The sequence below is a fragment of the Carboxylicivirga longa genome, assembly GCF_050589825.1.
GTDB lineage: Bacteria > Bacteroidota > Bacteroidia > Bacteroidales > Marinilabiliaceae > Carboxylicivirga > Carboxylicivirga longa.
Genome location: NZ_JBNGOZ010000004.1, coordinates 38,852 through 64,567, shown reverse-complemented (window position 1 = coordinate 64,567; position 25,716 = coordinate 38,852). Strand labels below are relative to the sequence as shown.

Here is a 25,716-nt window from a genome sequence, read left to right as displayed (position 1 = left end):
AAGACACCCCAAATTAGGATGTCTTTATGTTGTACAGCGAAAATCCTTTACTATGATTTTAGCTGAGCCTCAATTTCTTTTATAGTACCTTTAAAATCCTTATCGGTTTCGATGAGGTTATTAATGGCCTTACAGGCATGCAGCACCGTGGCATGATCTTTTTTGCCAATTTTTGCACCAATGGTCGACAATGAAGAGTTGGTTAACCCTTTGCTAAAGTACATGGCAATTTGACGCGCTTGAACAATCTCGCGCTTTCGAGTTTTCGACTGTAAAATATCCAAATCCAGACCAAAATAATCACAGACGGTCTGCGATATGGAATCAATAGATACTTCCTTAGTCGTTTTCTTAACCAGCTTATCGATGATTTGCTTAGCAGTTTCGAAAGTAATTTCCTTTTTGTTTAGGGTAGATTGCGCCAGCAAGGAGATTAGGGCTCCCTCCAACTCACGCACATTGTTTACCACGTTGCTTGCAATATAATACACTACTTCCTCGGGTACCTCCAACCCATCCTTGTAAATCTTTTTATTGAGAATAGATACACGCGTTTCAAAATCCGGAATTTGCAAATCGGCAGACAAGCCCCACTTAAAGCGTGACAACAAACGGTCCTCCATACCTTTCAGTTCAACCGGAGCCTTATCACAGGTAAGAATCAGCTGCTTACCAGACTGGTGGAGATGGTTAAAAATATGGAAAAAAGTGTTTTGTGTTTTGGTCTTACCGGCAAACTCTTGCACGTCATCAATAATCAGCACATCAATCATCTGATAGAAATTCAGAAAATCGTTTTGTGAATTATTACGCACCGAGTCAGTAAACTGAGTCATAAACTTATTGGCATTCACATACAACACCGTTTTTTCCGGTAACTCACGCTTCACATCAATACCAATCGATTGGGCAAGATGCGTTTTCCCCAAGCCAGAATTTCCGTATAAAAATAAGGGATTGAAGGCTGTTTTACCAGGGTTCTTTGCAACCGCCAGACTGGCACTTCGCGCCAAACGATTGCATTCCCCTTCTACAAAATTCTCAAAGTTATACTCACCATTAAGCTGAGGATCTACATTCAAACGCTTAATGCCCGGTATAACAAAAGGATTGCGGATATTTGGCTTTTCCTGATGGGCAACATTAACAGGTCGATTGCGCAAATCTGCTTTATTGCTGGTTGGAAAATTAAGTGTATAAGGGCGCTGATTCACCATGTGGGCATTATCCATCACAACGTTATACTCCAATTTGGCATTCACACCAAGCTCTTTTCGAAGGGTCTTACTCAAAAGGTCAATGAACTGCTCTTCCAAATACTCGTAAAAAAACAGACTGGGTACTTGAATCGTCAGTACATCCTTTTCGATTTTTACCGGCACAATCGGCTCAAACCAGGTCTGATAACTAATCTGTGGTATATTATCCTTTATGACTCTTAGGCAATTACCCCAAATTTCTCTGCAATCGACTTCCATTCTTTCTGTTTCCTTTATAGAATTATGTTTGTTAACTATCTTTAATGCGAAAACAAAAATTGTGAAAAAATAAATGAAAAAAAAACGTCCAAACGCTTGACAAATACAAAAAAACTATTGTATACCTAATAATCAGTTCATTATAAGTAAAAGGTGTAACCGCCTGACCAGCCGCAACTTATATAATATGCGTAACTTTCAGTTAACACACCAAAGCAGCTGTAATCAAAGGATTTGGAAATTATAGACTAATTAGTCGAAAAATGTTTAAAATTTATTTTTCGTCCTGAAACTGAACAATATAAACATATTTTAATTGAGTTTGCGCAGGGCCTTTTTCAGGCTGATAGGCACTCCATTCTCCAAGGCCACTATTTGAGACTCACCATACTGATCGATTACTTCGTCCAAGATTTTGTTAGCTTCATCAAAATTACGCGTTTGCCCCACCGAGTACACATAAGTAGACTTACGATAATCCTCATAAACAATATATTTTCCGTCCAAAATAGTCTTATCAAAAGCAACAGGTGTACGCGAATTCATTAACTGTATTTCAAACACAATGCCGCCAACACCGTAAGCCTGATCAGTAACTACAAATTTACGACCAAAGTTAACTGCCGAAAAAGACACATAGCGATCCGGGTTATGACGAAAATCAATCAATAAACGATTTAAATTATCACTTACAGCATTTAGTGAGTGGTAAAGCTCTTCGTCGGACATGAGCATACCCAGCGATCCTTTACCATTGTTCATACTATCGAGCAATAAATTCGCACTGGCCATGGTAGAACGCAACTGTTCCACCGTAGCATCAATATTGGTTTCTTTGAGTTGCCCGGTAAAACGCGCCATGTTGGCGAAGGTAGAATCTACGTAGGGTCGTTGAGCAGTCATCATGGCAATCAGTGAGTCAGTACGTTGAATCATCAGCGATAGGTCACCATCCTGCTCCATCTTCCGGGCCAGATTACGACTGATGGACTCAAAATGCTGCAAGGAACGATCCAGATTACGCATACTCGAGTGAAAGCTACCCTTTTCTTCACTAAACATGGCACCAATATTCGTAAGCACGGTATCGAGCTTAACAATCAAACGCTCCGTCTTGTCTTTCAATGGTAGCACTTCCATACTCATCTTATCGGCCAAATCACCAACAACCGAGGTGTTCATCGTGTCGCCAACGGCCAGCATCGTCTCACTCTTACCCTGCACAAACTGCACCCCCTTTGAGCCCATTAAATCCAAACTGTAAATTTGAGCCTTGGAATCGCGGGGTATAGTAATCTCATCAAAAAGTGTAAAAGTAACCAAAAACCGATTGGGCTGATACGGATGAAATTCTATTTGACGCACTGAACCAATTTTAAATCCCCGAAAAAAAACGGGACTCGCCTCGGTTAGACCATCTATCCTATCGTAAACACCATAATATGAATTGCCAATTTTAATAAGGTTACGCCCTTTGAGAAAATTCACCCCCCACAACACCATTAAAAATGCAACGAAAACTGTAATGCCGATCTTAACTTCTTTCTTCATACTATGTAGTTTGTTTATATCCTAATCGCTGATGTGGCACAAGCAACTCAATTTAAGCAAAATAATTGCAAATACCATAAACATCACCTATTGCTGTAAGGCCACTGCCTCCTTTAAGGGAATTGGCTGGTCGCCTTTGAAAGCCACCAAAAAAGCATCCTTTACCTCTTCGCGTATTTGACTCAGGGCAGCTTGAGCTTTCTCATAGTTGGTATGGTATTGAGTGGTGTATTTATAACGCCCACCCTGTTCGAATTCCCACACATCAGTGAAGCGTTCATAAATGTTAGCACTTTTACGTATGGCCTTTTTCGATGAGGCCACTTGTATGCGGTAACTAATTTTTGTCGCTTCGGCCGATTGGGCAAGGCTTGCAAACTCTTCCATTCGGCTTTTTGAATCGAACTCTTCTTTATAGGCACGTACGGCCCGAAAGATAGCAGAGGCCATGTAAGTCTTTCCCTTTTCCGAGGCAATGAATTTTTCTTCATTGTGATTGGTCAGAAACCCAAGCTCTATCAACACGCTGGGCATGGATGCCCGACGCAGCACCAAAAACCCGGCCTGCTTAACGCCGCGATCCTTGCGTCCTACCCGCTCTTTAAACTGAGACTGCACCAAAGAAGCCATCTGTATACTTTGGTCGATGTGTATATTTTGCATTAACTCAAAGATGATATATGACTCGGCAGAATTAGGGTCAAACCCCTCATAAGTGGTCGTATAATCCTCCTCAAGGGTAATCACCGAGTTTTCAAGCTTCGCCACCTCAAGGTTCTCGTCGGTGCGATGCAGACCCAAAACGAAAGTTTCGGCACCATAAATCTTAGAAGTAGAGATGGCATTGGCGTGAATGGACAAGAAAAGATCGGCGTCGTGCTCATTGGCAATGTCAGCCCTTTTACTCAGTGGAACAAACACATCGGACTTGCGGGTATACACCACATTAATGTCAGGCATATATTTCTTAATGTAAGCACCTACCTGAAGCGCCACATCAAGGACAATATCCTTTTCTTTAGAAAATTTACCCAAGGCACCTGAATCGCGACCACCGTGGCCCGCATCTATCACTACCGTTTTAAAGCGTATAGTCTCCTGCGCGGACAGCTGTAAATCATTAAAAAATAATAAAACACCGATCAAAAGGTTTAGCAGAACACGTGTTTTGAATATATAAGTTGTCATACTTCTGCAAAAATTAATGTTCAAAAATAGAAAAATTATACGCACTTAAAAAAGCAAGGCACGGCATTATTTACCGCGTAGGCTAAGTAGTGCGTAATTTTTAATTATTTTTGTATCCGCTTGAAAAAACATATCATTTTGACACAACTTACATCAATAACATATAAACTACTCAGCACAATTGCATTAGCGCTTATTGCATTGGGGCTGCCTCTGCTTTCTGTGCAGATTAACGCACAGGAACCTCTTAAAAATATTTCGCATAATGAAACTCATGCTGCCAATGACACCACCGAAGCACAGTCTGGTTCGTTCATTATCGACGCCGAAGTAAATTATAAGGCCAGCGATTCCATTGATTTTAATCTTCAGACTCAAAAAACATATTTATACGGCAATGCCGAAGTAAGCTATCAGGATGTTCTTTTAAAGGCACATACTATTGTGCTGGACATGGACAGCAGTACCGCCTTAGCATACGGCACGGTAGATTCATTGGGCAACGAGATTGGGCTGCCGGTCTTTACCGATCCCAGCGGTGAATACACCATGCGCAGGATGAAGTATAACTTTGAGACCGAGAAAGCCATTATTGAGCACATCGTTACAGAACAGGGCGAAGGTTATGTGGTGGGTAGTAAAGCAAAAAAAATAGAGGATAATTCCTATTGCATGCGCAATGCCAAATACACAACCTGCGATCATCACGACCATCCACACTTTTACCTGAACCTAACCAAAGCCAAAGTAATACCCGGGAAAAAAACCATTACCGGACCGGCCTACCTGGTAGTGGAAGATGTAAAACTGCCCATCGTTGTACCCTTTGCCATGATACCCACCACCAGCTCTTACAGCTCGGGTTTCCTCTTTCCATCCTATCGCGATGAGCAGCAACGGGGCTTTGGACTAAGCGATGGAGGCTATTACTGGGCTGCCAACGACTATTTTGACCTGACCCTGAAAGGTGATATTTTCACCAACGGCTCGTGGGCCATACGCACCGGCTCGAACTACAAACTGCGTTACAAATTTAACGGTCGTTTTAACTTTCAATATATCACCAATATATATAGCGAGAAAGATCTTCCTGACTATCGTAAAACAAAAGATATGGCCATCACATGGTCGCACCGACAAGATGCCAAATCCAATCCATTTCAATCTTTCTCAGCCAGCGTAAACTACTCAACCAGCTCCTTTGACCAAAATAATGTAAACAGCCTGTACAATCCGGCCAATAACGATATTTCTACAAATACAAAGCGCTCCAGCATATCTTACAGCAGACGCTGGGCCGGTAAACCCTTTAATTTCTCAGCCAACCTGCTGCACTCGCAAAACAGTCGGGATACCACCATCGACCTAACCATACCAGATCTGACTTTTACCGTCAATCGCTTCTACCCCTTTAAGAAGAAGAATAAAGTGGGTACCAAAGAAAACATATTGGAGAAAGTGAGCTTATCTTACACCGGTAACATGAAAAATTACGTCCATGCCAAGGAATCGGAGCTGGGTTTTACGGGTGATGATTTTGCCAACCAGTGGAAGAATGGTGTAAAGCACAGTATACCGGTGGCCATGAACATTAAATTCCTCAAGCACTTCACCGTATCGCCATCGTTCAACTACACCGAGCGCTGGTATCTGAACAAAGTTACGAAGGGCTATGATGAACAATCACAAACCATCATTAATAAAGATACTACATCAGGCTTCAACCGCGTGTACGACTATAGCTTTAGCGCAGGTACATCAACCAAAATTTATACATTCTTTCGTCCCTGGCGCAAACTTTTTGGCAATAAGGTAGATGCCATCCGTCATGTAGCCACCCCTTCGGTATCGATGTCGTACCGACCTGACTTTGGCGAATCGAAATATGGATATTACGACTGGTTTGAATATTACGACGAGAAACGCGATGAAGTGGTTCGTCATGACTACTCTTACTACGAGGGTGCCATATACGGTGTACCAGGGCGTGGTAAATCAGGATCCATGAGCCTGAGTCTGGGCAATACCCTGGAGATGAAAGTAAAGAGCGACCGTGACACTACCGGTTTTAAGAAGATAAAAATACTGGAGAGCTTAAACTTCAGTTCCAGCTATAACTTTTTGGCCGACTCCTTGAAGTGGCAACCCATTAACATGACGGGTCGTACCAAGCTATTTGGCACCAATGTGAATTTTGGCGCCCGCTTCGACCCCTACGCACTCGACTCATTAGGCAGACGCATAAATGAATCAGTATGGTCACAACGCCGCAAGCTGCTGCGACTGGAAAGCGCCAACCTGAGCTTTGGACTTAATTTTGGTTCGGATACCTTTAAGAAAAAAGACAAAAAAAATAACAACGAGGCGAATGGTAGCGATGAAGACCCCAATGCACTACCGCCTGATCCGCTCAATAATCAAGAATTTGATCCTCAGGCAGCATTCCAGGGTAGCAATGCCAGCTTCACCACCGATGACGATGGCTACGCCAAATTTGAGATACCCTGGAATATATCGCTTAATTACTCATTCCGTTTGAGCCGGGGTAAGTTCAACAAGGACAAAATGGACTATGACTTTAAAGTTACATCAGACGTGAATCTTAATGGCAACCTGTCGTTAACACCCAAATGGCGCATTAACTTTGCTTCGGGCTACAGCTTCGACCGCAAAGAAATTGCGCACACTAACGTTGGTATAAGCCGCGATCTTCACTGCTGGAGCATGAGCTTTAACCTGGTACCCGTGGGGCGTTATAAGTCTTATTTCTTTACCATACGTGTAAATTCAAGCATGCTGCAAGACCTAAAGTACGAAAAACGCAACCACCCGCGCGACAACGCCAACTTCTATTAATCCACAGACAAACACAACCGATAAAATAGCAAATATGAAAAAAGTGATTTCAACAAGCAAGGCACCGGGAGCTATTGGCCCCTACAGCCAGGCTATTGAGGCCAACGGAACCCTTTATATATCGGGCCAGGTGCCGGTTGATCCCGCCACAGGCAAGGTAGTAGAAGGCGGTATAAAAGAGCAGACCGAACAGGTGATGAAAAATATTGCTGCAATTCTTGAAGAGGCCGGCTACTCTTTTGCAGATGTGGTAAAATCTACCTGCCTACTGAGCGACATGGCCAATTTTGCCGCCATGAACGAAGTATATGGTGCTCGCTATAAAGAAAACCCGCCGGCGCGTGCCGCCTTTGCTGTTAAGGAGTTACCCCTGGGCGTAATGGTAGAAATTGAGACTATTGCAGTAAAATAATATACTACAAAACTGCACTGAATAAGCGGATGACTCGATGCTCCTGGCATTTAGTCATCCGCTTATTTTTTTACCTTAACCAAAAGACACAAAAAAACCACCATGTCCCCATGGTGGTTTATGTCTGTTTGAAAAATGCTTTTTAATCTATCCGAGATTAATAAAATTGTTATTCGGCAACCACCTCAATTGAGATGTCAACCTTAACTTCACGGTGTAGCTTAACAGTAGCCGTGTAAGTACCCAATTCTTTGGCATCGTCTTTCATCGAAATGCTCTTACGCTCAACGCTGAAACCTTCTTTAGTTAATGCCTCTGCAATTTGAATGGTATTTACAGAACCGAAAATCTTACCCGTTGACGAAGCTTTTGCACCAATAGTAAATGACTTACCTTCCAGTGTTTTAGCTACTTCGAGTGCTTCATTTTTGATTTTCTCTTCTTTATGAGCTCTCTGACGCAGGTTTTCTGCGTGTACTTTCTTAGCCGACGGCGTTGCCAACACAGCAAGGCCTTGTGGAATCAAATAATTACGTCCGTAACCATTCTTTACCGTCACAATGTCGTTCTTATGGCCAAGATTCTGAATATCTTCTCTTAAAATAATTTCCATCGTAAATCCTCCTTTTTCTTATTTCATCAAATCGGTTACGTATGGCAACAAGGCCAAGTGACGTGCACGCTTCACTGCTTGCGCAACTTTGCGCTGATACTTTAAAGATGTACCGGTGAGACGACGAGGTAAAATCTTACCCTGCTCGTTCAGGAATTTCTTTAAGAACTCAGGATCTTTGTAATCGATATACTTGATCTTGTTCTTTTTGAAACGACAGTACTTCTTCTTTTTAATTTCTACTGACGGAGGAGTCAAATACCTGATTTCTGATTGATTCTGTGCCATGGTCTAGTTCTCCTTTTTTTCTTTTTTAGTTGATCTTCTTTTCTCTGCATACGCCATTGCGTACTTGTCTAATCTGAATGACAAGAAGCGTAACACGCGCTCGTCGCGACGGAACGCAGTTTCGAACTTGGCAATAAAATCACCATTAGCTTCGAATTCGAACAACTGGTAAAATCCTGTTGACTTCTTTTGAATTGGGTAAGCAAGCTTACGAAGTCCCCAATTTTCTTCATTTACCATTTTACCTCCGGCCTCAACAATCAAACCTTTGAATTTGTCGACCGCTTCCTTCATCTGAACATCAGACAAAACGGGAGTTAAAATGAAAACGGTTTCATAACGATTTAACATATCTTCTTAATTTTAGAAGGTTTAAATAATCAGGGCGCAAAGATAGAAATAAAAAAGTAAGAAACAAAGCAGTAAATAAGGGAATTAGTTGATAGGGAGAAGGCAGAAGTTGAAACAAATTCACCCCTGCCTTCTCCCTATCTTTTCTTTCTGCTATTGCTATTGTTTATGCCCTGAGAAGTAACGCATAAACTGAACGCGCTCAAACACCTCGGGATTGGAGGCCTCTCCCTGACTCAGGCGCCCTTTAAAATCGGCAATGGACTGGAAACCTCGACGGCTCATCCACTGCTCCAACTCGCTCAGCATGGCACCCACTACCTCAGCTCCTTCTTTATAAATAGCCGACACCAGCTCAACCGATGAAGCACCTGCCATTAACATCTTTACAAGCGTGCGATAATCATGTATGCCTGTTGAGGCAATCAGGTCACAACCTGCATTTGGTGCAGCAATGGATATCCAACGCAATGAATTCACATACTCATCGGCATTGGAGTATACTTTGCCTACCACCACCTGATCATTCTCAATATCGTAATCAACTGAGGTGAAACGATTAAAAAGCACCAAACCCTGCGCGCCGCTGTGCGACAGGCGATGAATAACATTTCCCAGGTTGGTAAAGTAAGGTGCCAGTTTTATACCGAAGGGTATGCGCAGGCTCGTCTTTACTTTATCCACAATATCGAAATATATTTTTTCAATGGCAGCGGCCTCATCCTTCACACCAAAGGGAAGCTTAAAGATATTAAGCTCAATACCATCGGCTCCCGCCTCTTCAATCTTATGGGCAAAGGATACCCATTCACTGTAACTTGAGCAGTTAATACTGGCAATAATGGGTATATCAACGGCTGCCTTGGCCTCGCGAATGAGCGACACATAACGATCCAGTACCTCGTTTTTAACCTGATAATCATAGTAATCGTAGAACTCCAGGTTATTATCGTCCTGCCCCAATTGCTGTCCTATTGTTTGTTCCGCTTCCGCCTTAATTTCCTCTTCAAAAACAGACTTGAGCACTATGGCGGCCACCCCGGCCTTCGCCAGTGCCTTTATACCGTCAATGGTCGATGATAAACCAGAGCTACCCACCACAATTGGATTTTTGATGGGAATTCCTAAATATGTTGTTTGCAAATTACTCATGGATTTAAGCGTTTCGTTTATCCTGTAAATACTTATGCATGGCTGCTGCGGCATTTCGTCCATCACCCATGGCCAAAATAACGGTAGCACCGCCCCTTACGATATCGCCGCCGGCAAACATTTCCGGTATGGAAGTCTGTAACTTATCCTCATCCACCACAATGGTTCCCCAGCGCGTGGTTTCTAACTGTGGCAACGAACTTGGAATAAGTGGATTGGGTGAAACCCCCACACTTACCACAACGGTATCCACATCAATATCATACTCCGAACCTTCCACCGGCATCGGACGACGTCGTCCGGAAGCATCGGGCTCTCCCAGCTCCATCTTCTGCACACGCACTTTATTCACACGGCCCTTCTCATCGGCAAAATAAGCCACCGGGTTGGTCAGGGTCAGAAATTCAATTCCCTCTTCCTGCGCATGTTTTATCTCTTCCACACGTGCAGGCATCTCCTCCATGGAACGACGATAGATAATCATGGCACGTTCGGCACCCAAGCGACGCGCTGTTCGCACTGAGTCCATGGCTGTGTTACCACCGCCGATTACTGCCACCTGCTTCCCACTAATTACGGGTGTATCAGTATCGGGATTGGCTGCATCCATCAGGTTTACCCGCGTAAGGTATTCATTGGAGCTTAGAATGCCTATGTAATTCTCGCCCGGTATATTCATGAAACGTGGCAAACCAGCACCACTGCCAGTAAAGAAGCCGGCAAAACCTTCTTCTTTGAGATCTTCGATACTTGCGGTGCGTCCCACAATAAAATTATTTTCGAACTTCACGCCCATGCGCTTCAAGTTGTCAATCTCAACATCCACAATGCTGTTGGGCAGTCGAAACTCAGGTATTCCATATTTTAAAACACCTCCAATCTCATGAAGCGCCTCAAAAACGGTAACATCATAGCCTTGCTTGGCCATGTCGCCGGCGAAAGTAAGCCCGGCCGGGCCACTGCCAATCACCGCTATTTTAATACCATTGGCCGGTGCCACTTCGGGCACTGATATCTGTCCTGATTCGCGCTCATAGTCAGCGGCAAAACGCTCGAGATAACCAATGGCTACCGGCTCATTCTTAAGCTTCAACTGGTAGAAACACTTTGCTTCGCATTGCTTCTCCTGCGGACACACACGACCACAAACTGCAGGCAAGGTACTGGTCTCCTTCAAAACCCTGGCAGCCTTTAAAAAATCGCCCTGCTCAATGCGCTTAATAAACTTAGGAATATTAATTTCTACCGGGCAACCACTAATGCAAGTAGGATCGGGACAATCGAGACAGCGACGCGCTTCATTCACCGCCTCGTCGGCACTCAACCCTTTGTTAACCTCAATATTTGAGCATATGCGCTCACGGGCCTCTACCTCTCCCATCTTAACACGAGGAAGTGCTGTGCGCTCTTTATTTTTAAGCAGCTTACGCACCTCCACGCGCCATTCCTGCTCTCTTTCTTCTTTTAAATATGCTTTGCTAACGGCCATAATTATTCCTCTTTCGAATTTAGGTATTTTTGATCGGCACCTTTTTCAATGTCTTTATAGCCGTTCAGGCGAAGTAGCATCTCATCAAAATCCACCTGATGGGCATCAAACTCCGGCCCGTCAATACACACAAACTTTGTTTTGCCACCCACAGTTATGCGGCAGGCACCACACATACCGGTACCATCCACCATAATGGTATTTAAACTGGCAACGGTAGGAACATTATACTCCTTGGTGGTTAAGGCAGCAAATTTCATCATAATAGCAGGACCAATAATCACGGCCTGATCCACTTTCTCACGATTCATCACGGCCTTCATACCATCGGTTACAAGGCCTTTAGTACCATAAGAACCATCATCAGTCATCACTATTACCTCATCAGAGTATTGCGCTATCTGGTCTTCAAGAATAATCAGGTCTTTGCTTCGCGCTGCCAATATTGTAATCACTTTATTACCGGCTTTTTTCAGGGCCTCTACAATGGGCAGTAATGGAGCCACTCCAACACCGCCTCCACAAGCAAGTACAGTTCCTACCTTCTCAATGTGGGTTGCTTCACCCAGCGGACCCACCAAATCCGTGAGCTCATCACCCACATTCAAATCGGTAATACGTCGTGATGACACCCCCACTCGTTGTATCACCAGCGTAATGGTGCCCCGCTTTGCATCAGCTGCAGCAATAGTCAGCGGAATACGCTCGCCACGCTCCCCTACTTTAACTATTACAAAATGCCCTGCACGACGAGCTTTTGCAATTCGCGGAGCTTCAATTTCCAGACGAACAACATTCTCTGAGAAATACTCCTTTTCAACAATTCTGTTCATTACAATATTAATAACTAAATTACAGTCTACGAGATCAATAGGCCGCAAACACTAACTGAGTCGGCACTATTGTTGAATTTCCAAAGGTAAAAATAGCGTTTGAATAATCCTGAATTAATGACATTGATTATCGCACAATAATTTATATAAATTCTAAACAAGCCATTCCGACTTCTTCACTAAGCCAAAATCGAGAAGATAAAACAATGCACCGGCTGTTAAAATGCAAAAAAGGCCCGGGCATAATTACCCAAGGCCTTAATGACATATTTCTACGATTAGCAATTCACTGCTACACCCTCATAACATGCCTGATAAATCGCCTTAATCTCGTCGAATTCAGGTTTACGGGGATTAAAAAGCGTACAAGGATCTTTCAAGGCGTTTGCCGTTAGGGTATCCAGCTTAGCATCCCACTCTTCCTGACTAATCCCGCAGGCCTTAATGGAATCCACTACGCCAACACTTGCCCTTAGCTTTTCAATTTCAATGGCAAACTCTTCCGCAGTAGTCTTTCCAAACAAGCCGGCCAAATCGTTGTATTTATCGGTTACCTTCGCATTAAAACGTGTCACATTAGGCATTAGAATTGCGTTGGCACATCCGTGTGGAATACCAAAAGTGCCACCTAGCTGGTGCGACATAGCGTGCACAATACCCAACCATACATTTGTAAAAGCCATACCTGCCATGGACGATGCATCGTGCATAGCCTGACGCGCCTCCATATTCTCAGGATCGGTATATGTTACCGGCAAATTCTTAAACACCAAATCAACAGCCTCTTTGGCCAGGGCGTCGTTGTAGCGGTCAGCGATATTAGATACATAGGCTTCTACACCGTGACTTAAAGCATCCAGACCTGTATTGGCCGTAACGTGTGCAGGCATGCTGGCACAAAGCTCTCCATCAACAATGGCTACATCCGGTGTAAGCTCGTGAGATACGATGGGGTACTTAGTACCTTTTTCCTTATCCGTAATTACCGAAAGTCCGGTTATTTCGGTTCCCGTACCACTGGTTGAAGGTATGGCTACAAAATAGGCCTTATTGCGTAAAGCTTTTACAGCAAATGGAGCAGCTAAGGCTTCTAACGTTGAGTCGGGATACTCGTAATATACCCACATAGCTTTAGCAACATCAATGGCTGAGCAGCCTCCCAAACCCACAATCACATCGGGTTGCTCCTGTGCAAAAAATGCAGCTCCTCTTTTCACTGTATCAATCGATGGATCGGCCTCGACTCCCGAAAAAACAGCAGAATCGATACCTGCTTCATTCAGGTAATTAACTGTTCTTTCTAAAGATCCATTGGCTTTAACTGAATTACCGCCAATTACAATCACTGCCTTTTTTCCTTTTAATCCTTTTAAATTTTCAAGACTTCCCAATCCATGAAAAATCTCCTTCGGTACAATAAACTTTGCCATTCTCTTTTTGTATTAATGTTATTTCTTTGCCTCACCAATAAGCCTGATATTCATTTCAGAAATTACTTATTGATTTCGTTGACAAAAGTATGGCAAGTGAACAAGGCGGCGCTTATCCTTTTCGTTCAATAACTTATGAAATTAGCTCAAATACTAAAAACTATTGCCTTTTCAGTATCAAACTCACTAAAATCGACGTCACAGACTGCTATCTATCAGGATGTTGATAAGAATAAGCCAATTATTAATTCCTTAAGCGATATCAGTTGGACTAATTCCAAATTTATTTTTGAAAGCACTGCTAAAGTTAGAAAGGTTACTGTAACCATAATCTTCATAAATATCCGAAGCTTTGACGGCTCCTTGCTGCAAAACCTCTTTCGCCTTTGTGAGTCGTTTATCCTGCAACCACCTTCCCGGCGGCTCATTATATTCCATTAAAAAATGACGCTTAAAGGTGGACAAACTCATATTGCACAAAAAGGCAATTTCTTCCAGCTTAAGGTTTGAATACATATGCTGCTCCACAATGGTTTTAAAAGGCGATTGTTCGCTGGATACCATGGAAAATAAATAGCGAATAAATCGTTCGCCATATTTAGCAATCAAATACAGCAGCAACTCCTCAAACTTCGCCGAAAGCAATTGCTTATGCACTTGGGTAAGCGGGTGTTTGAATATCGATAGCGATTTTAAAAACAATGCCATGTAGGCATCGTTTTCGATTATAAAATAAGAATCGGCTTCCAAACCAGCCTGCTGCTCAACCTGCTGATTATTGAGAAAACGAACAAGTCGCTGCCCGGAAAAAAACAAAAGCTTGCAATAATAAACCGCGTCCTGATTCAGCAACTCAGTCCACAGGCAGTTACCTTTGGGAATTAGCAAAGATTGATGGGTATTCACAGCAACTGTAGCATCGGCAATATGTACATACTTACTCCCCTCCTGTAAGAAGCTAAACATATTCATGCTCAGATTAACCTTGCTCTTAACCACATTATGCGCCACCCTAAAATCATAGATAAAAAGGTCTTTGTACTCCGTGTAATTATCAGTATAAATTTCGGGTATATTTTCAACAGCCATATCCTGCGGTATTATTACAAGCCAAGTAGTCGCCTACGTTGTAAAATCATTGAGACAGATGCCTCCAATACAAATATGCAAAGATTTGAGCAAAACCGCCAGTCGGCCAAATCGCATAATAAATAAGTCGCTCAGGTATTTAAACCGTTTCTAAATTGCATATTATACACCCCCGCACTCCTTATTTTACTATTCGATACTTTTATTCCCTCCTTCTTATTACTAAATTGAATTCGACACACACTAAAAGTCTAAATATGAATTACGAAGCTTTTTTCAAACTCAGTTACGGACTGTATATCGTAGCTACCCAGAACGCTCATCAGCGAAATGCCTATGTGGCCAATACAGCTTTTCAGGTAACGGCCAATCCTCCGCAAATTGCCATTAGCTGTAGTAAAAACAACCACAGCTGCGCCATGATTCAGCAAAGCGGTATTTTCTCAATTTCTATACTGAAACAAGAGGCCAAACCGGAAACACTGGGCTTATTTGGCTACAATAGCGGTAAAGATATTGACAAGTTTGCATCGGTAAAATATAAAACAGCAAGCACGGGGGCGCCCATTATCACAGAAGACTGTATTGCCTGGTTCGACTGTAAGGTAAATCAACAAGTAGATGTGGGCTCTCATATTTTATTTATCGCTTCCATTGAAGACAATGACCTACTTGAACCGAACGAACAGCCTCTCACCTACGCCTATTATCATGAGGTGAAGAAAGGGCTGGCACCTAAAAATGCCCCCACCTATATTGATCCTGCAAAAATTAAGCCTCCAAAAGACAAGTCTGAATCCAAACATAAAAAGTATAAATGTATGGCTTGCGGTTATATTTATGATCCTCAGAAAGGTGACCCCGAGAACGGCATAAAACCAGGGACTCCATTTGAAGATCTACCAGATGACTGGCTTTGCCCTACCTGTGGCTCTCCAAAAGAGATGTTTGAAGCATTGTAAATACGGAATAATATTTAGAAACGACCTAAATTATACATTATTAATAGTAAATAAGAAGCAATAATATGATGAAAGCTTATATTTGTTTGTAAGGATAAAATTACAAATAGATAAAGAGAACAACATGAGCTTAAAAGGAACCCAAACAGAACAAAACCTATTGAAAGCCTTTGCCGGTGAGTCGCAAGCAAGAAACCGCTACACCTATTTTGCCAAGCAGGCAAAAAAAGAAGGTCTGGAGCAGATTGCGGCGATTTTTATGGAGACAGCTGAGCAGGAGCGTGAACATGCCAAAAGATTTTTTAAATTTTTAGAAGGAGGCATGGTAGAAATAACTGCCACCTACCCGGCCGGTATTATTAGCGACACCAAGGCCAACCTACAGGCAGCTGCCGATGGCGAAAACGAAGAGTGGGCTGAATTGTATCCTGAATTTGCCCGAATAGCGGAAGAAGAAGGTTTTAAAGAAGTGGCTGTTGCCTTTAAAATGATTGCTAAGGTAGAAGCACACCATGAAGCCCGCTACCGCAAGCTGTATAAAAACCTGGAAGAAGGTAAGGTATTTGAAAAGGACGGTAAGGTAACCTGGATGTGTCGTAACTGTGGCTTTATTCACGAAGGCACTAAGGCACCTAAGAACTGCCCTGCCTGCCTACACTCACAAGCCTACTTTGAAGTACACGAATGCAATTTCTAGACCGCAGAGTTTAAGTAATGGCATTCCCGGAGGGCAGCATGGCTGTCCTCTTTTTTTTTCCAATCAGATCAAAAAAAAGAGGCCTGTAACAGCCTCTTCCATATCTTAAAATTATATACGCACCTACGCATCGAAGTGGTATAGAAAAACAATCTCGCCTTCGTAAGCCGGCTTTTTGCTTCCTTCAATCTCTAGCTTTATCCCAATATTGGCGCGCGTTACACCCCTTAAGTTAACAGCATTATTCACCTTGGCATGCAGGCGCACTTTGCTATTTACCAAAACAGGAGCATTAAATTTCAGCTTTTCGATACCGTAATTCACCTGCATCTTAAGGTTTTGCACATCCACAATCTGATTCCACAGGTGGGGCAAAATAGAGAGAGTTAAATAGCCGTGTGCAATAGTATTGCCAAATGGCGACTCCGTCTTTGCCTTTTCCACATCGGTATGAATCCACTGATGATCCAAAGTAGCATCGGCAAATAAGTTAATTTGTTCTTGAGTAAATTCATGGTAATCAGAAATACCAAGGTCACTTCCAATTAACTTTTCCAATTCCTCAAAACTCTTAATAACTACCTTACTCATTGTCTTTATTTTATTATTTGAAGGCGCTAAGATAAAATAATTCGGCCAATGCCACACTATTTGATTGTGCAAGCCCTAAAAACAGTTACAACCGAAAACGTTTGCACAATATTAAAGGGAACAAATTCAACCTTATTTATGCGATGAGCGCAATGCCAAAAATCCAACAACAAACATCCCAAGAACCTAATTATATTGGATTTAACTAATTTTCATGCACAAAAACTCAGCACAATAACCTACGCCGTTGCCAAAAAAAAGATTCTCAACAGCCAGGTGTTTTGTAACTTGCCCATGCCATTATAATTAACGCAAACTAAATTCACATACAATGATACACCCGAAGATAACAATTGCCTTCCTGTGCCTGATATTGATGGCCTGCCAATCCAAACCACCAAAGAAAGAACAGGACACAACAAATGGCAAAACAGTTGTTTATCAGTTATTCACACGCCTTTTTGGCAATACTAATACTACCAATAAGCCTTGGGGCACCATAGAAGAAAATGGGGTTGGCAAATTCAGTGATTTCAATAACGAGGCCCTCTCTGAACTAAAAAAGCTTGGGATTACGCACATATGGTACACGGGCGTACCCCACCATGCCGTGATAAGAGACTATACGGCTTATGGCATTTCCAATGACGACCCTGATGTGGTAAAAGGTCGGGCTGGGTCGCCCTATGCCGTTAAGGACTATTATAATGTTAATCCCGACCTGGCCGATAATCCGGCAAATCGCCTGCAAGAGTTCAAAGCCTTAATCGACCGTACCCATCAACATGGCATGAAAGTGCTTATTGATATTGTTCCCAATCATGTGGCCCGACACTACGAAGGCAGAAATAACCCGGATGGCGTATTGGATTTTGGTGCTCAGGATGACACTTCAGTGGTCTATGCGGTCAATAACAACTTTTACTACATACCCGGTGAGTCATTTAAAGTGCCCAACCCGGACAATGGCTACCAGGCACTTGGTGGAGAAAACCACCCATTGGCTGATGGGCGATTTGATGAAAATCCGGCGAAGTGGACAGGAAATGGATCCAGACTGGCACAACCAGGTTTTCATGATTGGTATGAAACAGTTAAAATCAACTATGGAGTACGCCCTGATGGAACGAAAGATTTCCCTGCCTTACCTGAAGAATACGCGCAAAAGGACTATACTGCCCACTATGCCTTCTGGCAAAACAAAACCTTACCCGATTCATGGCTCAAATTTCGTGATATTGCACTATACTGGACCCAACTTGGGGTGGATGGTTTTCGCTTTGACATGGCTGAAATGGTGCCTGTTGAGTTCTGGAGCTTTATGAATTCATCCATCAAAATGGCTAATGAGGATGCCTTCCTGCTGGCCGAAGTGTATAACCCGGCTCTGTATCGCGATTACATCCATATGGGTAAAATGGATTACCTGTATGATAAGGTAGAACTATACGATACGCTGAAACACATCATGCAGGGTCACGGCTTAACCGATAACCTGCCGGCCATACAAGAAGGTTTAAAGGATATAGAACACCACATGTTGCACTTTCTGGAAAACCACGATGAACAGCGTATTGCAAGTCCGGAATTTGCAGGCGATGCTAAAAAAGGAATGCCGGCCATGGTGGTATCCACTACCATCAGCACAGCTCCTACCATGATCTATTTTGGACAGGAAGTAGGCGAACCGGGCGCCGAGAACGCGGGCTTTGGCAGCCCCAGCCGCACCAGTATTTTTGACTATATTGGTGTTCCACATCATCAACGCTGGATGAATGAGGGAGCCTTTGACGGAGGCCAGCTAACTACCGAAGAAAAAAAACTACGCGATTTCTATCAGCGACTACTAAGCTTTTCAAAGCAAAGCACAGCACTAATGGGTAATTATGCCGACACACATTTATGGAACCGTTCCGTTACAGAGGACTACGATGATAAAACCTACAGCTTTGTGCGCTGGTGCGACAATGAAAAGCTGATCATCTTGTCCAACTTCTCAGACAATAAGAACCAGAGCTTTACTTATCAGCTACCTGCCGAAATCATCACTGCATGGGAGCTGACAGATGGCCACTACCATCTTGAAGACGTTCTGTACGGAAGCAGTAACACCCTGCAGGTAAAAGCAGGCACTGCAACCGTAGTGTGTACTATTCCGCCCCTGGCATCTTATGTTTATCAGCTTACAAGCCAATAATAAAACTCATCGGATGAGCATACGCTATACGGCTCCTTCAGTCATCCGATGAGTGTGGATAAGCCATTAAGTTCATTCAAGTATGAATAGTATAAAAAGGCAGAATACCCTAACTTTAGCCCAAAAGAATAAACGTGCAAATAAACACATATACTCCGTCTGAAGAACGACTCAACATAAGCAGTCACCTGGCTGGTTTCTTACTGGGCGTGGTGGCGCTCTTTTTTTTACTATTCAAAGCCAAGGATTTAGAGACATTCATTGCATACCTGGTTTACGGGATATGCATAATATCCTTGTTCGGCGCCTCCACCTTGTATCATGCCGAAAAAGATATGGTGCGAAGACATAGGCTCAAGGTTTTCGATCACTGTGCCATTTACTTGATGATCGCCGGCTCTTATGTGCCATTTCTCAGCATTGGGGTGGGTACTAACTGGGCTTACCTGCTACTGGGAGGTGTGTGGTTACTGGCCATTGCAGGTGTCATACTTAAACTATTTTTTACCGGCCGTTTTAAGCTGGTCTCCACCATTAGCTACGTATTACTTGGCTGGGTTGTGGTTATTGCCATTAAACCACTTAGTGAACAGCTGCCGGGTGGCGCCTTACTATGGCTGGGTGTGGGTGGCCTGTTTTACACAGTGGGTGCTATACTCTATCAAATCAAACAGATACCCTACAACCATGCCATCTTTCATTTTTTTGTGTTGGCGGGTGCCTACGCTCACTTTCATGGCATTTACTGGCATCTGTAAAATCAACTAGAAACCTGAAAAGATGAATAATAGTAAGCCTATTCACAGCTTGCTTTGCATTGAGCCAACTACCATCCTTTTTTAACTTAATCGATTTTGGCTAATACAACAAATCATCAAGTACATCATCAAAAGTAGGAAACTGAAAATGAAAACCGGTGTCCTGGAGGCGGCGCGGTACAACCTTCTGGCCTTCCAGTAGCATCGATGCCCCCTCGCCCATCAGTACTTTAAGCACACTAGCCGGTACCGCTGGCAGCAGCGATCTATGAATACGCTGCTGGAGCACCTTGGTAATCTCCAGATTAGAAATCATCTGCGGAGCCACCATGTTAAAGATTCCACGGGAATCAACACGACAGATCAGATACCAAAAGGCACTCAGCAAGTCATTAAGATGAATAAAAGGGAAAACCTGATAGCCTTCGCCCAAGGGAGCACCCATGCCCCACTTAAAAGGAGCCAGCATTCGCGGAAATGCCCCGCCCTCATTGCCTAGCACAACACCCAGTCGCACTACACATAAGCGCACATCTTTCCATCGCTGCACCTGACAGGCCGCAGCTTCCCACTGTTTACAAACAGTACCCAGAAAATTGCCCGCATAATTAGTAGAAAACTCATCGTGAACCTCATAACGATCATAGATACCAACGGCTGACGTAGAAATAAACAACTCAGGCTTCAAAGGCATGGCACGCATGGTTTCTACCAGCATTTTAGTTGTTTGAATCCGACTGTCACGAATTTCTTTCTTATAGCGGGCCGTCCACTTTCGGGCTGCAATGGGGGCACCTGCCAGATTAATAACCACAGAACTACCGCTTAACAAATTGGCAAGCTGCCCATTTTGAGTGTTAAAATGATGACGCCTTAAACGGACCACTTCATAGCCATTGCTCTCCAAAAAAGTACTGAGGGCAGTCCCTATAAATCCGGTAGATCCACTAATGACTACCTTTTTGTTTAATCGTCCTTGCGGCATAATGTATAACTCTGTTTTTTTATTTAACAATTATTATCAGGACTTATTTAACAACTCCTGCAACTCTTCATCACTCACGCCCATCTCCATTTGTCCCTTACTAAAGAAGGAGATCCGCCCCGTCTCTTCGGATACCACAATAGCCTGCGCATCAGTTGATTCAGTAATACCCATAGCAGCACGATGCCTTAGTCCAACACGTTTGGGTAATTCAGTATTTTGCGACACGGGCAAAATGCATCCGGCCGCTTTAATTTTATTGCCTGTAATAATTACCGCACCATCGTGCAAGGGACTGTTGTTAAAAAATATATTCTCCAGTAAGCGGGAGGATATCACACCGTTAATCAACTCCCCTGTCTGCACATAATCGAGTAACTCCGAATTCTTGGTGATCACAATTAGGGCGCCGGTTTTGGATTTGGCCAGTGAACTACATGCACGCACCACCGGTTTGTTATAAATCGACATCATTCCCTTTTCCTTCGACATGAATACTTTGTCCATGGAAAAACGGGTGGACACATTATAACGCGAGCCCAGCAAGAGTAGAAAGCGACGTATTTCCTGCTGAAAAACAACGATAAAAGCCAGCACACCTACATTTACAATATTATCGAGAATGGTAGATGAGAGCTCCATGCCAAAGGTCTTAATCAAGATCCAGAACACGATAAAGGCAAAAATCCCCAACATAATATACAGGGCCACAGTGCCTTTAATGAGCTTATAGATGCGGAACATCAGATACGCCACCAATACAATATCGACTAAATCAATAAAACGGATATCCAGAAAAGTCATGCAGTAATCAGGCTTTATTAAGTTGACGCACTAATTTAATACATTCTGCGGCTTCTTTTACATCATGCACCCTTAAAATATTGGCGCCGTTCAATAAAGCCACGGTATTTAAAGCTGTGGTTCCATTCAATGCCTCTTGTGGCAGCACATCAAGCAATTTGTATATCATCGACTTACGAGAAACACCTACAAGCATGGGCAAACCAAATAAATCGAATTGCTTCATTTCGCGCAAAAGTTCATAATTCTGCTCAAGGGTTTTTCCGAAACCAAATCCCGGATCCAAAATAATATCCTTCACTCCTTTGGCCCTGGCTTTGTTAATCTGCTGAGCAAAATACAGGCTGATATCACCCATCAGATCCTTATATTGAGGATTCATCTGCATATTTTGCGGCGTCCCCTGCATATGCATAAGAATATAGGGTACGCCCAAACGACCAATTACCTCAAACATCTGCTCATCCATCATTCCCCCGGATATATCGTTTATTATATCCACCTCAAACTCGCGCACCAACACTTCACTTACCGAAGCCCGAAAAGTGTCGACGGATAGCACGGCTGTAGGATGCGCCTTTCGTATCCAGGTGAGTGCCTGGCGCAAACGATGCAATTCTTCCTCCTCACTGACATGCACAGCACCCGGACGAGAGGAATAGGCTCCTACATCAATTATGTCGCCGCCTTCGCTTAGTATCTGCGCACATCGCGCTTCAATATCCTTCTGCAACTGATATTTACCCCCATCAAAAAATGAATCTGGTGTTATATTGAGTATACCCATTGTCCAGGGACTGTCCAAGTCCACCAACTTTCCCTTCAAATTTATAGTATGCATAATATTGGCTTTGAAAATGCGATGAATCGTAAACGCTTAATTTTTCTTACAAAGCTAATAGAAAATATTGGCTCTGCATCAAACAAAATACAAAGTCAGTTAAACAGTAAAATTGATGGTTATTCCATTACATTACAGATTTTTTTCATTAAATAAAAAAACACGCATTCGCCTCACTAGACAAGTGATAGCCCGGGATATTTTTATGCTAACAAACGTTAAACAGGTAAAATCTTAAGGAGCGTGTAAATAAAGTTTTATATTTGTCTTAGTGAAAAAAGAGACCTGTTAACGAACAGATTCAATATTCTATAAATAACACACTATCAAAGTTTTAAACAAATAACACACTAATTAATACCGATTATTATGAAAGTAACAGTGGTTGGAGCAGGTAATGTAGGTGCAACCTGTGCTGATGTACTCGCCTATAGAGAGATTGCTAACGAAGTGGTACTGGTTGATATTAAAGAAGGTGTTGCCGAAGGTAAAGCCCTTGACATTTGGCAAAAGGCACCCATTAACTTGTATGACACACGCACAAGCGGTTCAACCAACGATTATGAAAAAACCGCCGGCTCTGATGTGGTTGTCATCACATCGGGCTTACCACGTAAACCCGGAATGACGCGTGATGACCTTATTTCAACCAACGCAGGTATTGTAAAGTCAGTAACCGAGCAAGTTGTTAAGCACTCGCCCGAAGCCATCATCATTATTGTGTCTAACCCATTGGATGTAATGACCTATCAGGCGCATATCAGCTCTAAATTCCCACGTACTAAAGTAATGGGTATGGCCGGTATTCTTGACACTGCCCGCTACCGCGCTTTCCTTGCTGAGGAACTAAATGTTTCTCCGAAGGATATCCAGGCCGTATTGATGGGTGGCCATGGCGATACGATGGTTCCCCTTCCACGATATACTACGGTAGGCGGTATTCCGGTTACTGAACTCATTGATGCCAAAAAACTGGATGCTATTATTGAGCGTACTAAGTTTGGTGGCGGTGAGCTGGTGAAGCTAATGGGCACCTCAGCCTGGTATGCTCCAGGATCGGCTGCTGCACAAATGGTAGAGGCTATTGTAAAAGACCAAAAACGTGTATTCCCTGTGTGCATAAAGCTGGAAGGCGAATACGGTATCGATGACTGCTACCTGGGCGTTCCTGTTGTATTGGGTAAAAATGGTGTGGAAAGAGTAATTGAACTGGATCTAAACGACGATGAGAAAGCCTTGCTGGAAACAAGTCGTAAACACGTGCTTGAAGTAATGAGCGTATTGGATAAAAAAGCCTAATTATCCGGGTTTTTATATCAAAAATATTAATACTACCCTGCCCTAACCCGGCAGGGTTTTCTTTTGTTCGTATCCGAACATAGAGTTGTTGCAATACCGTTCAACAAAAACCGTCTATCGATTAACCCCATAGTCGCAAGATCCACATTACCAGCTACTTGTGAATAGTGGCACAAATTCTGATCCTTCATTGACAAATCAAACAATGGAGGATAGAAAGATGAAAACGACAGTTGACCACAGCCACAGACAAACCCTTATTAACTACTTGTTTTTCGGAATTGCCGCCAGTATTTTTACACTCAGCATATTTTTTGCCGTTTACCATAGCAATCTCCCCTTTACAATTAGTGAAGACTTTACACACAAAGCCACCAGCCGATTAAATAAGCCACTGGCTACAAGCACCATCACCGAAACATATGCCATCAATCTAAAGGAGATGATGAGCGACGTTGCAGAAGCACCATTAAGCGTTGAACCATGGATGACAGAACCCTTTACTGTAAGTGCACCTGCGAACACCACCAGCTATGCTGAAGAAGCCATCATAGTGGAGGAATGGATGACTGACCTGAATACCTATACCCTGCTTCCGGCGAACGAGATGGAAGAAGCAGCCTTAAGCATTGAAAGCTGGATGCTGGATGCAAGTGAATGGAACATATTAAATACCAATAGCCTTTACGCCGATAATGATTTTGCCACTGAACAAATGAACATTGAGGAGTGGATGCTCGACCTGAACGCCTACAGCACACTGCCCCTTACTGATAGTTACGAAGAGCCACATATGACCATCGAAAGCTGGATGTTGAACACCAGCGAGTGGGCACTGCTTAACCAGGTTGACCAGACAAGCACGAACGCAGAAGAACACCTAAGCATTGAAGCATGGATGCTGAACCTGGAAACATGGCCATCCGTATTGAATGACGAGCAGTTTGTTGAAAACCCACTGAGAGTAGAAGACTGGATGCTTGACACTTCAACCTGGCTAACAAGTAATCATTAATCATCAGTACCCCTTCCTCCTTCATAAGCCGAACAAGCAATTGTTCGGCTATTTTTAAACGATTTCATGAAAGTATTCCCAAGTCCAACAATATTTATTACTTTTGCTGTGCATTACTTCATGGGGCTGACGTGGAATTGACAGCTTGGCAAAGTGGTGTGTAAGCATGTCGAGCGTTGTGGTACCGGCTCGTTAATCCCGGATCTCAAACTTTTTAATTGGCGAAAATAATTACGCTCTTGCAGCTTAATCGAAGTATAGTAGATAAGCTTTATTCAGGCATTAGATGCCAGAACAAGACATCTCTCGAATGCTAACGTTTTGAGGCGGTTCGAATCAGAGATGCTGGAAAATCGAAACTAGGAAGAAGTAAGCCTCGGGCTTTTTCCGAAACCTTAAGAGGATAAGGTAACAGTCGGTGGCTTTGATCCAGCTGTTACTCGAAAATTAAGTCAAAGCTAAACATGTAGAAAGCATATAGCTTCCTTGTCTGGACGAGGGTTCGATCCCCTCCAGCTCCACCAGAAAGATTTCAGAGTTTTTCAAAACACTTCAAACCCCTTTACCACAAAGGGGTTTTGTTTTTCATTCATTTTTATTTTTTCAGCTTTTTTCTACATTTGTTTCACCTACTCTTCACCCTTAGGTTGATATTCAGATTAGGTGAAACATTTTAACTTACCCGTTACTCCTTATTCTTATTAAGCTTTAGATTAATAAGAATAAGGAGACATTTTTATCATTTTAGTTTAAAAAAACCAATATCATTTGCATTATATTTTCTAATTTAAACAGAATTTTGGCTAATCATCCTATCAAATATGGGCAATTGAAAAT

General features: G+C 42.9%; 23 protein-coding genes and 1 other RNA gene. 9 read left to right on the top strand and 15 right to left on the bottom strand.

The window, feature by feature from the left end:
• Positions 1 to 50: 50 nt before the first annotated feature.
• The 3 genes from dnaA to ACRD7A_RS04700 all read right to left on the bottom strand — a co-directional run bounded on the left by dnaA (position 51) and on the right by ACRD7A_RS04700 (position 4,217).
• Positions 51 to 1,478: a chromosomal replication initiator protein DnaA gene (gene dnaA / locus ACRD7A_RS04710; protein WP_430809975.1), complete on the bottom strand. Its 1,428-nt coding sequence runs from the start codon at positions 1,476 to 1,478 to the stop codon at positions 51 to 53.
• A gap of 312 nt (positions 1,479 to 1,790) precedes the next feature.
• The gene (locus ACRD7A_RS04705; protein ID WP_430809974.1) at positions 1,791 to 3,029 is read right to left on the bottom strand and encodes an MlaD family protein; all 1,239 of its coding nucleotides are present in this window, start codon (positions 3,027 to 3,029) and stop codon (positions 1,791 to 1,793) included.
• Between the two features lie 87 nt (positions 3,030 to 3,116).
• Complete coding sequence (locus tag ACRD7A_RS04700) at positions 3,117 to 4,217, bottom strand: N-acetylmuramoyl-L-alanine amidase family protein (RefSeq protein WP_430809973.1); 1,101 nt, start codon at positions 4,215 to 4,217, stop codon at positions 3,117 to 3,119.
• A gap of 138 nt (positions 4,218 to 4,355) precedes the next feature.
• Here ACRD7A_RS04700 and ACRD7A_RS04695 point away from each other — a divergent pair, with 138 nt between their 5' ends.
• Both ACRD7A_RS04695 and ACRD7A_RS04690 read left to right on the top strand, forming a co-directional pair.
• Positions 4,356 to 7,073, top strand: a complete 2,718-nt coding sequence (locus tag ACRD7A_RS04695; RefSeq protein ID WP_430809972.1) for a putative LPS assembly protein LptD — start codon at positions 4,356 to 4,358, stop codon at positions 7,071 to 7,073.
• A gap of 34 nt (positions 7,074 to 7,107) precedes the next feature.
• Positions 7,108 to 7,485: a RidA family protein gene (locus tag ACRD7A_RS04690; protein WP_430809971.1), complete on the top strand. Its 378-nt coding sequence runs from the start codon at positions 7,108 to 7,110 to the stop codon at positions 7,483 to 7,485.
• A gap of 169 nt (positions 7,486 to 7,654) precedes the next feature.
• On the opposite strand, the gene rplI is transcribed toward ACRD7A_RS04690, so the two are convergent.
• The 8 genes from rplI to ACRD7A_RS04650 all read right to left on the bottom strand — a co-directional run bounded on the left by rplI (position 7,655) and on the right by ACRD7A_RS04650 (position 14,730).
• Positions 7,655 to 8,098 (bottom strand): 50S ribosomal protein L9, encoded by a 444-nt coding sequence (rplI, locus tag ACRD7A_RS04685; RefSeq protein ID WP_430809970.1) that lies wholly within the window; start codon positions 8,096 to 8,098, stop codon positions 7,655 to 7,657.
• An 18-nt stretch (positions 8,099 to 8,116) separates the two neighbouring features.
• Positions 8,117 to 8,386, bottom strand: coding sequence for a 30S ribosomal protein S18 (rpsR, locus tag ACRD7A_RS04680; protein ID WP_212188816.1), 270 nt, complete (start codon positions 8,384 to 8,386; stop codon positions 8,117 to 8,119).
• A 3-nt stretch (positions 8,387 to 8,389) separates the two neighbouring features.
• On the bottom strand, positions 8,390 to 8,737 hold the full coding sequence (rpsF, locus tag ACRD7A_RS04675) for a 30S ribosomal protein S6 (protein ID WP_430809969.1): 348 nt from the start codon (positions 8,735 to 8,737) through the stop codon (positions 8,390 to 8,392).
• Positions 8,738 to 8,896: 159 nt separating this feature from the next.
• Positions 8,897 to 9,889: a dihydroorotate dehydrogenase-like protein gene (locus tag ACRD7A_RS04670; RefSeq protein ID WP_430809968.1), complete on the bottom strand. Its 993-nt coding sequence runs from the start codon at positions 9,887 to 9,889 to the stop codon at positions 8,897 to 8,899.
• Between the two features lie 4 nt (positions 9,890 to 9,893).
• Positions 9,894 to 11,378 (bottom strand): NADPH-dependent glutamate synthase, encoded by a 1,485-nt coding sequence (gene gltA / locus ACRD7A_RS04665; protein ID WP_430809967.1) that lies wholly within the window; start codon positions 11,376 to 11,378, stop codon positions 9,894 to 9,896.
• A gap of 2 nt (positions 11,379 to 11,380) precedes the next feature.
• A complete protein-coding gene (locus ACRD7A_RS04660) occupies positions 11,381 to 12,211 on the bottom strand; it encodes a sulfide/dihydroorotate dehydrogenase-like FAD/NAD-binding protein (protein ID WP_430809966.1) in 831 nt (276 codons plus the stop codon).
• A 278-nt stretch (positions 12,212 to 12,489) separates the two neighbouring features.
• Complete coding sequence (locus tag ACRD7A_RS04655) at positions 12,490 to 13,641, bottom strand: iron-containing alcohol dehydrogenase (protein WP_430809965.1); 1,152 nt, start codon at positions 13,639 to 13,641, stop codon at positions 12,490 to 12,492.
• A gap of 252 nt (positions 13,642 to 13,893) precedes the next feature.
• A complete protein-coding gene (locus ACRD7A_RS04650) occupies positions 13,894 to 14,730 on the bottom strand; it encodes a helix-turn-helix transcriptional regulator (protein WP_430809964.1) in 837 nt (278 codons plus the stop codon).
• Positions 14,731 to 14,987: 257 nt separating this feature from the next.
• On the opposite strand from ACRD7A_RS04650, the gene rd reads away from it, so the two are divergent.
• Together rd and rbr are read left to right on the top strand one after the other, a co-directional pair.
• Complete coding sequence (rd, locus tag ACRD7A_RS04645; RefSeq protein ID WP_430809963.1) at positions 14,988 to 15,692, top strand: rubredoxin; 705 nt, start codon at positions 14,988 to 14,990, stop codon at positions 15,690 to 15,692.
• A gap of 124 nt (positions 15,693 to 15,816) precedes the next feature.
• On the top strand, positions 15,817 to 16,389 hold the full coding sequence (gene rbr, locus ACRD7A_RS04640; protein WP_430809962.1) for a rubrerythrin: 573 nt from the start codon (positions 15,817 to 15,819) through the stop codon (positions 16,387 to 16,389).
• A gap of 123 nt (positions 16,390 to 16,512) precedes the next feature.
• On the opposite strand, the gene ACRD7A_RS04635 is transcribed toward rbr, so the two are convergent.
• Positions 16,513 to 16,980 (bottom strand): MaoC family dehydratase, encoded by a 468-nt coding sequence (locus ACRD7A_RS04635; protein WP_430809961.1) that lies wholly within the window; start codon positions 16,978 to 16,980, stop codon positions 16,513 to 16,515.
• 331 nt (positions 16,981 to 17,311) lie between these two features.
• Between ACRD7A_RS04635 and ACRD7A_RS04630 the strand changes: the two genes are divergently transcribed.
• Both ACRD7A_RS04630 and trhA read left to right on the top strand, forming a co-directional pair.
• Positions 17,312 to 19,177 carry an alpha-amylase family glycosyl hydrolase gene (locus ACRD7A_RS04630; RefSeq protein WP_430809960.1) on the top strand — a complete coding sequence of 622 codons (1,866 nt, stop codon included), beginning with the start codon at positions 17,312 to 17,314 and terminating at the stop codon, positions 19,175 to 19,177.
• Positions 19,178 to 19,311: 134 nt separating this feature from the next.
• The gene (trhA, locus tag ACRD7A_RS04625; protein WP_430809959.1) at positions 19,312 to 19,935 is read left to right on the top strand and encodes a PAQR family membrane homeostasis protein TrhA; all 624 of its coding nucleotides are present in this window, start codon (positions 19,312 to 19,314) and stop codon (positions 19,933 to 19,935) included.
• Positions 19,936 to 20,035: 100 nt separating this feature from the next.
• Here trhA and ACRD7A_RS04620 read toward each other — a convergent pair whose 3' ends face one another.
• From ACRD7A_RS04620 to folP, 3 genes are read right to left on the bottom strand one after another with little or no spacing between them, the layout of a single operon-like run.
• Positions 20,036 to 20,920 carry a TIGR01777 family oxidoreductase gene (locus tag ACRD7A_RS04620; protein WP_430809958.1) on the bottom strand — a complete coding sequence of 295 codons (885 nt, stop codon included), beginning with the start codon at positions 20,918 to 20,920 and terminating at the stop codon, positions 20,036 to 20,038.
• A gap of 36 nt (positions 20,921 to 20,956) precedes the next feature.
• Positions 20,957 to 21,724: a diadenylate cyclase CdaA gene (gene cdaA, locus ACRD7A_RS04615; RefSeq protein WP_430809957.1), complete on the bottom strand. Its 768-nt coding sequence runs from the start codon at positions 21,722 to 21,724 to the stop codon at positions 20,957 to 20,959.
• A gap of 7 nt (positions 21,725 to 21,731) precedes the next feature.
• Positions 21,732 to 22,565, bottom strand: a complete 834-nt coding sequence (folP, locus tag ACRD7A_RS04610) for a dihydropteroate synthase (protein WP_430809956.1) — start codon at positions 22,563 to 22,565, stop codon at positions 21,732 to 21,734.
• A gap of 369 nt (positions 22,566 to 22,934) precedes the next feature.
• On the opposite strand from folP, the gene mdh reads away from it, so the two are divergent.
• The 3 genes from mdh (at position 22,935) to ssrA (ending at position 25,403) form a co-directional block, all read left to right on the top strand.
• Positions 22,935 to 23,864 (top strand): malate dehydrogenase, encoded by a 930-nt coding sequence (mdh, locus tag ACRD7A_RS04605; RefSeq protein WP_430809955.1) that lies wholly within the window; start codon positions 22,935 to 22,937, stop codon positions 23,862 to 23,864.
• 220 nt (positions 23,865 to 24,084) lie between these two features.
• Positions 24,085 to 24,879, top strand: coding sequence for a hypothetical protein (locus tag ACRD7A_RS04600; RefSeq protein WP_430809954.1), 795 nt, complete (start codon positions 24,085 to 24,087; stop codon positions 24,877 to 24,879).
• A gap of 122 nt (positions 24,880 to 25,001) precedes the next feature.
• Positions 25,002 to 25,403, top strand: a transfer-messenger RNA (tmRNA) gene (ssrA, locus tag ACRD7A_RS04595).
• The last annotated feature ends 313 nt before the right edge of the window (positions 25,404 to 25,716 follow it).

What these genes read in the sequence shown, in the direction of transcription:
- dnaA (WP_430809975.1), bottom strand. Translation starts at nt 1,478, where the DNA reads ATGGAAGTCGATTGCAGAGAAATTTGGGGTAATTGCCTAAGAGTCATA.
- ACRD7A_RS04705 (WP_430809974.1), bottom strand. Translation starts at nt 3,029, where the DNA reads ATGAAGAAAGAAGTTAAGATCGGCATTACAGTTTTCGTTGCATTTTTA.
- ACRD7A_RS04700 (WP_430809973.1), bottom strand. Translation starts at nt 4,217, where the DNA reads ATGACAACTTATATATTCAAAACACGTGTTCTGCTAAACCTTTTGATC.
- ACRD7A_RS04690 (WP_430809971.1), top strand. Translation starts at nt 7,108, where the DNA reads ATGAAAAAAGTGATTTCAACAAGCAAGGCACCGGGAGCTATTGGCCCC.
- rplI (WP_430809970.1), bottom strand. Translation starts at nt 8,098, where the DNA reads ATGGAAATTATTTTAAGAGAAGATATTCAGAATCTTGGCCATAAGAAC.
- rpsR (WP_212188816.1), bottom strand. Translation starts at nt 8,386, where the DNA reads ATGGCACAGAATCAATCAGAAATCAGGTATTTGACTCCTCCGTCAGTA.
- rpsF (WP_430809969.1), bottom strand. Translation starts at nt 8,737, where the DNA reads ATGTTAAATCGTTATGAAACCGTTTTCATTTTAACTCCCGTTTTGTCT.
- ACRD7A_RS04670 (WP_430809968.1), bottom strand. Translation starts at nt 9,889, where the DNA reads ATGAGTAATTTGCAAACAACATATTTAGGAATTCCCATCAAAAATCCA.
- gltA (WP_430809967.1), bottom strand. Translation starts at nt 11,378, where the DNA reads ATGGCCGTTAGCAAAGCATATTTAAAAGAAGAAAGAGAGCAGGAATGG.
- ACRD7A_RS04660 (WP_430809966.1), bottom strand. Translation starts at nt 12,211, where the DNA reads ATGAACAGAATTGTTGAAAAGGAGTATTTCTCAGAGAATGTTGTTCGT.
- ACRD7A_RS04655 (WP_430809965.1), bottom strand. Translation starts at nt 13,641, where the DNA reads ATGGCAAAGTTTATTGTACCGAAGGAGATTTTTCATGGATTGGGAAGT.
- ACRD7A_RS04650 (WP_430809964.1), bottom strand. Translation starts at nt 14,730, where the DNA reads ATGGCTGTTGAAAATATACCCGAAATTTATACTGATAATTACACGGAG.
- rd (WP_430809963.1), top strand. Translation starts at nt 14,988, where the DNA reads ATGAATTACGAAGCTTTTTTCAAACTCAGTTACGGACTGTATATCGTA.
- rbr (WP_430809962.1), top strand. Translation starts at nt 15,817, where the DNA reads ATGAGCTTAAAAGGAACCCAAACAGAACAAAACCTATTGAAAGCCTTT.
- ACRD7A_RS04635 (WP_430809961.1), bottom strand. Translation starts at nt 16,980, where the DNA reads ATGAGTAAGGTAGTTATTAAGAGTTTTGAGGAATTGGAAAAGTTAATT.
- ACRD7A_RS04630 (WP_430809960.1), top strand. Translation starts at nt 17,312, where the DNA reads ATGATACACCCGAAGATAACAATTGCCTTCCTGTGCCTGATATTGATG.
- ACRD7A_RS04620 (WP_430809958.1), bottom strand. Translation starts at nt 20,920, where the DNA reads ATGCCGCAAGGACGATTAAACAAAAAGGTAGTCATTAGTGGATCTACC.
- cdaA (WP_430809957.1), bottom strand. Translation starts at nt 21,724, where the DNA reads ATGACTTTTCTGGATATCCGTTTTATTGATTTAGTCGATATTGTATTG.
- folP (WP_430809956.1), bottom strand. Translation starts at nt 22,565, where the DNA reads ATGCATACTATAAATTTGAAGGGAAAGTTGGTGGACTTGGACAGTCCC.
- mdh (WP_430809955.1), top strand. Translation starts at nt 22,935, where the DNA reads ATGAAAGTAACAGTGGTTGGAGCAGGTAATGTAGGTGCAACCTGTGCT.
- ACRD7A_RS04600 (WP_430809954.1), top strand. Translation starts at nt 24,085, where the DNA reads ATGAAAACGACAGTTGACCACAGCCACAGACAAACCCTTATTAACTAC.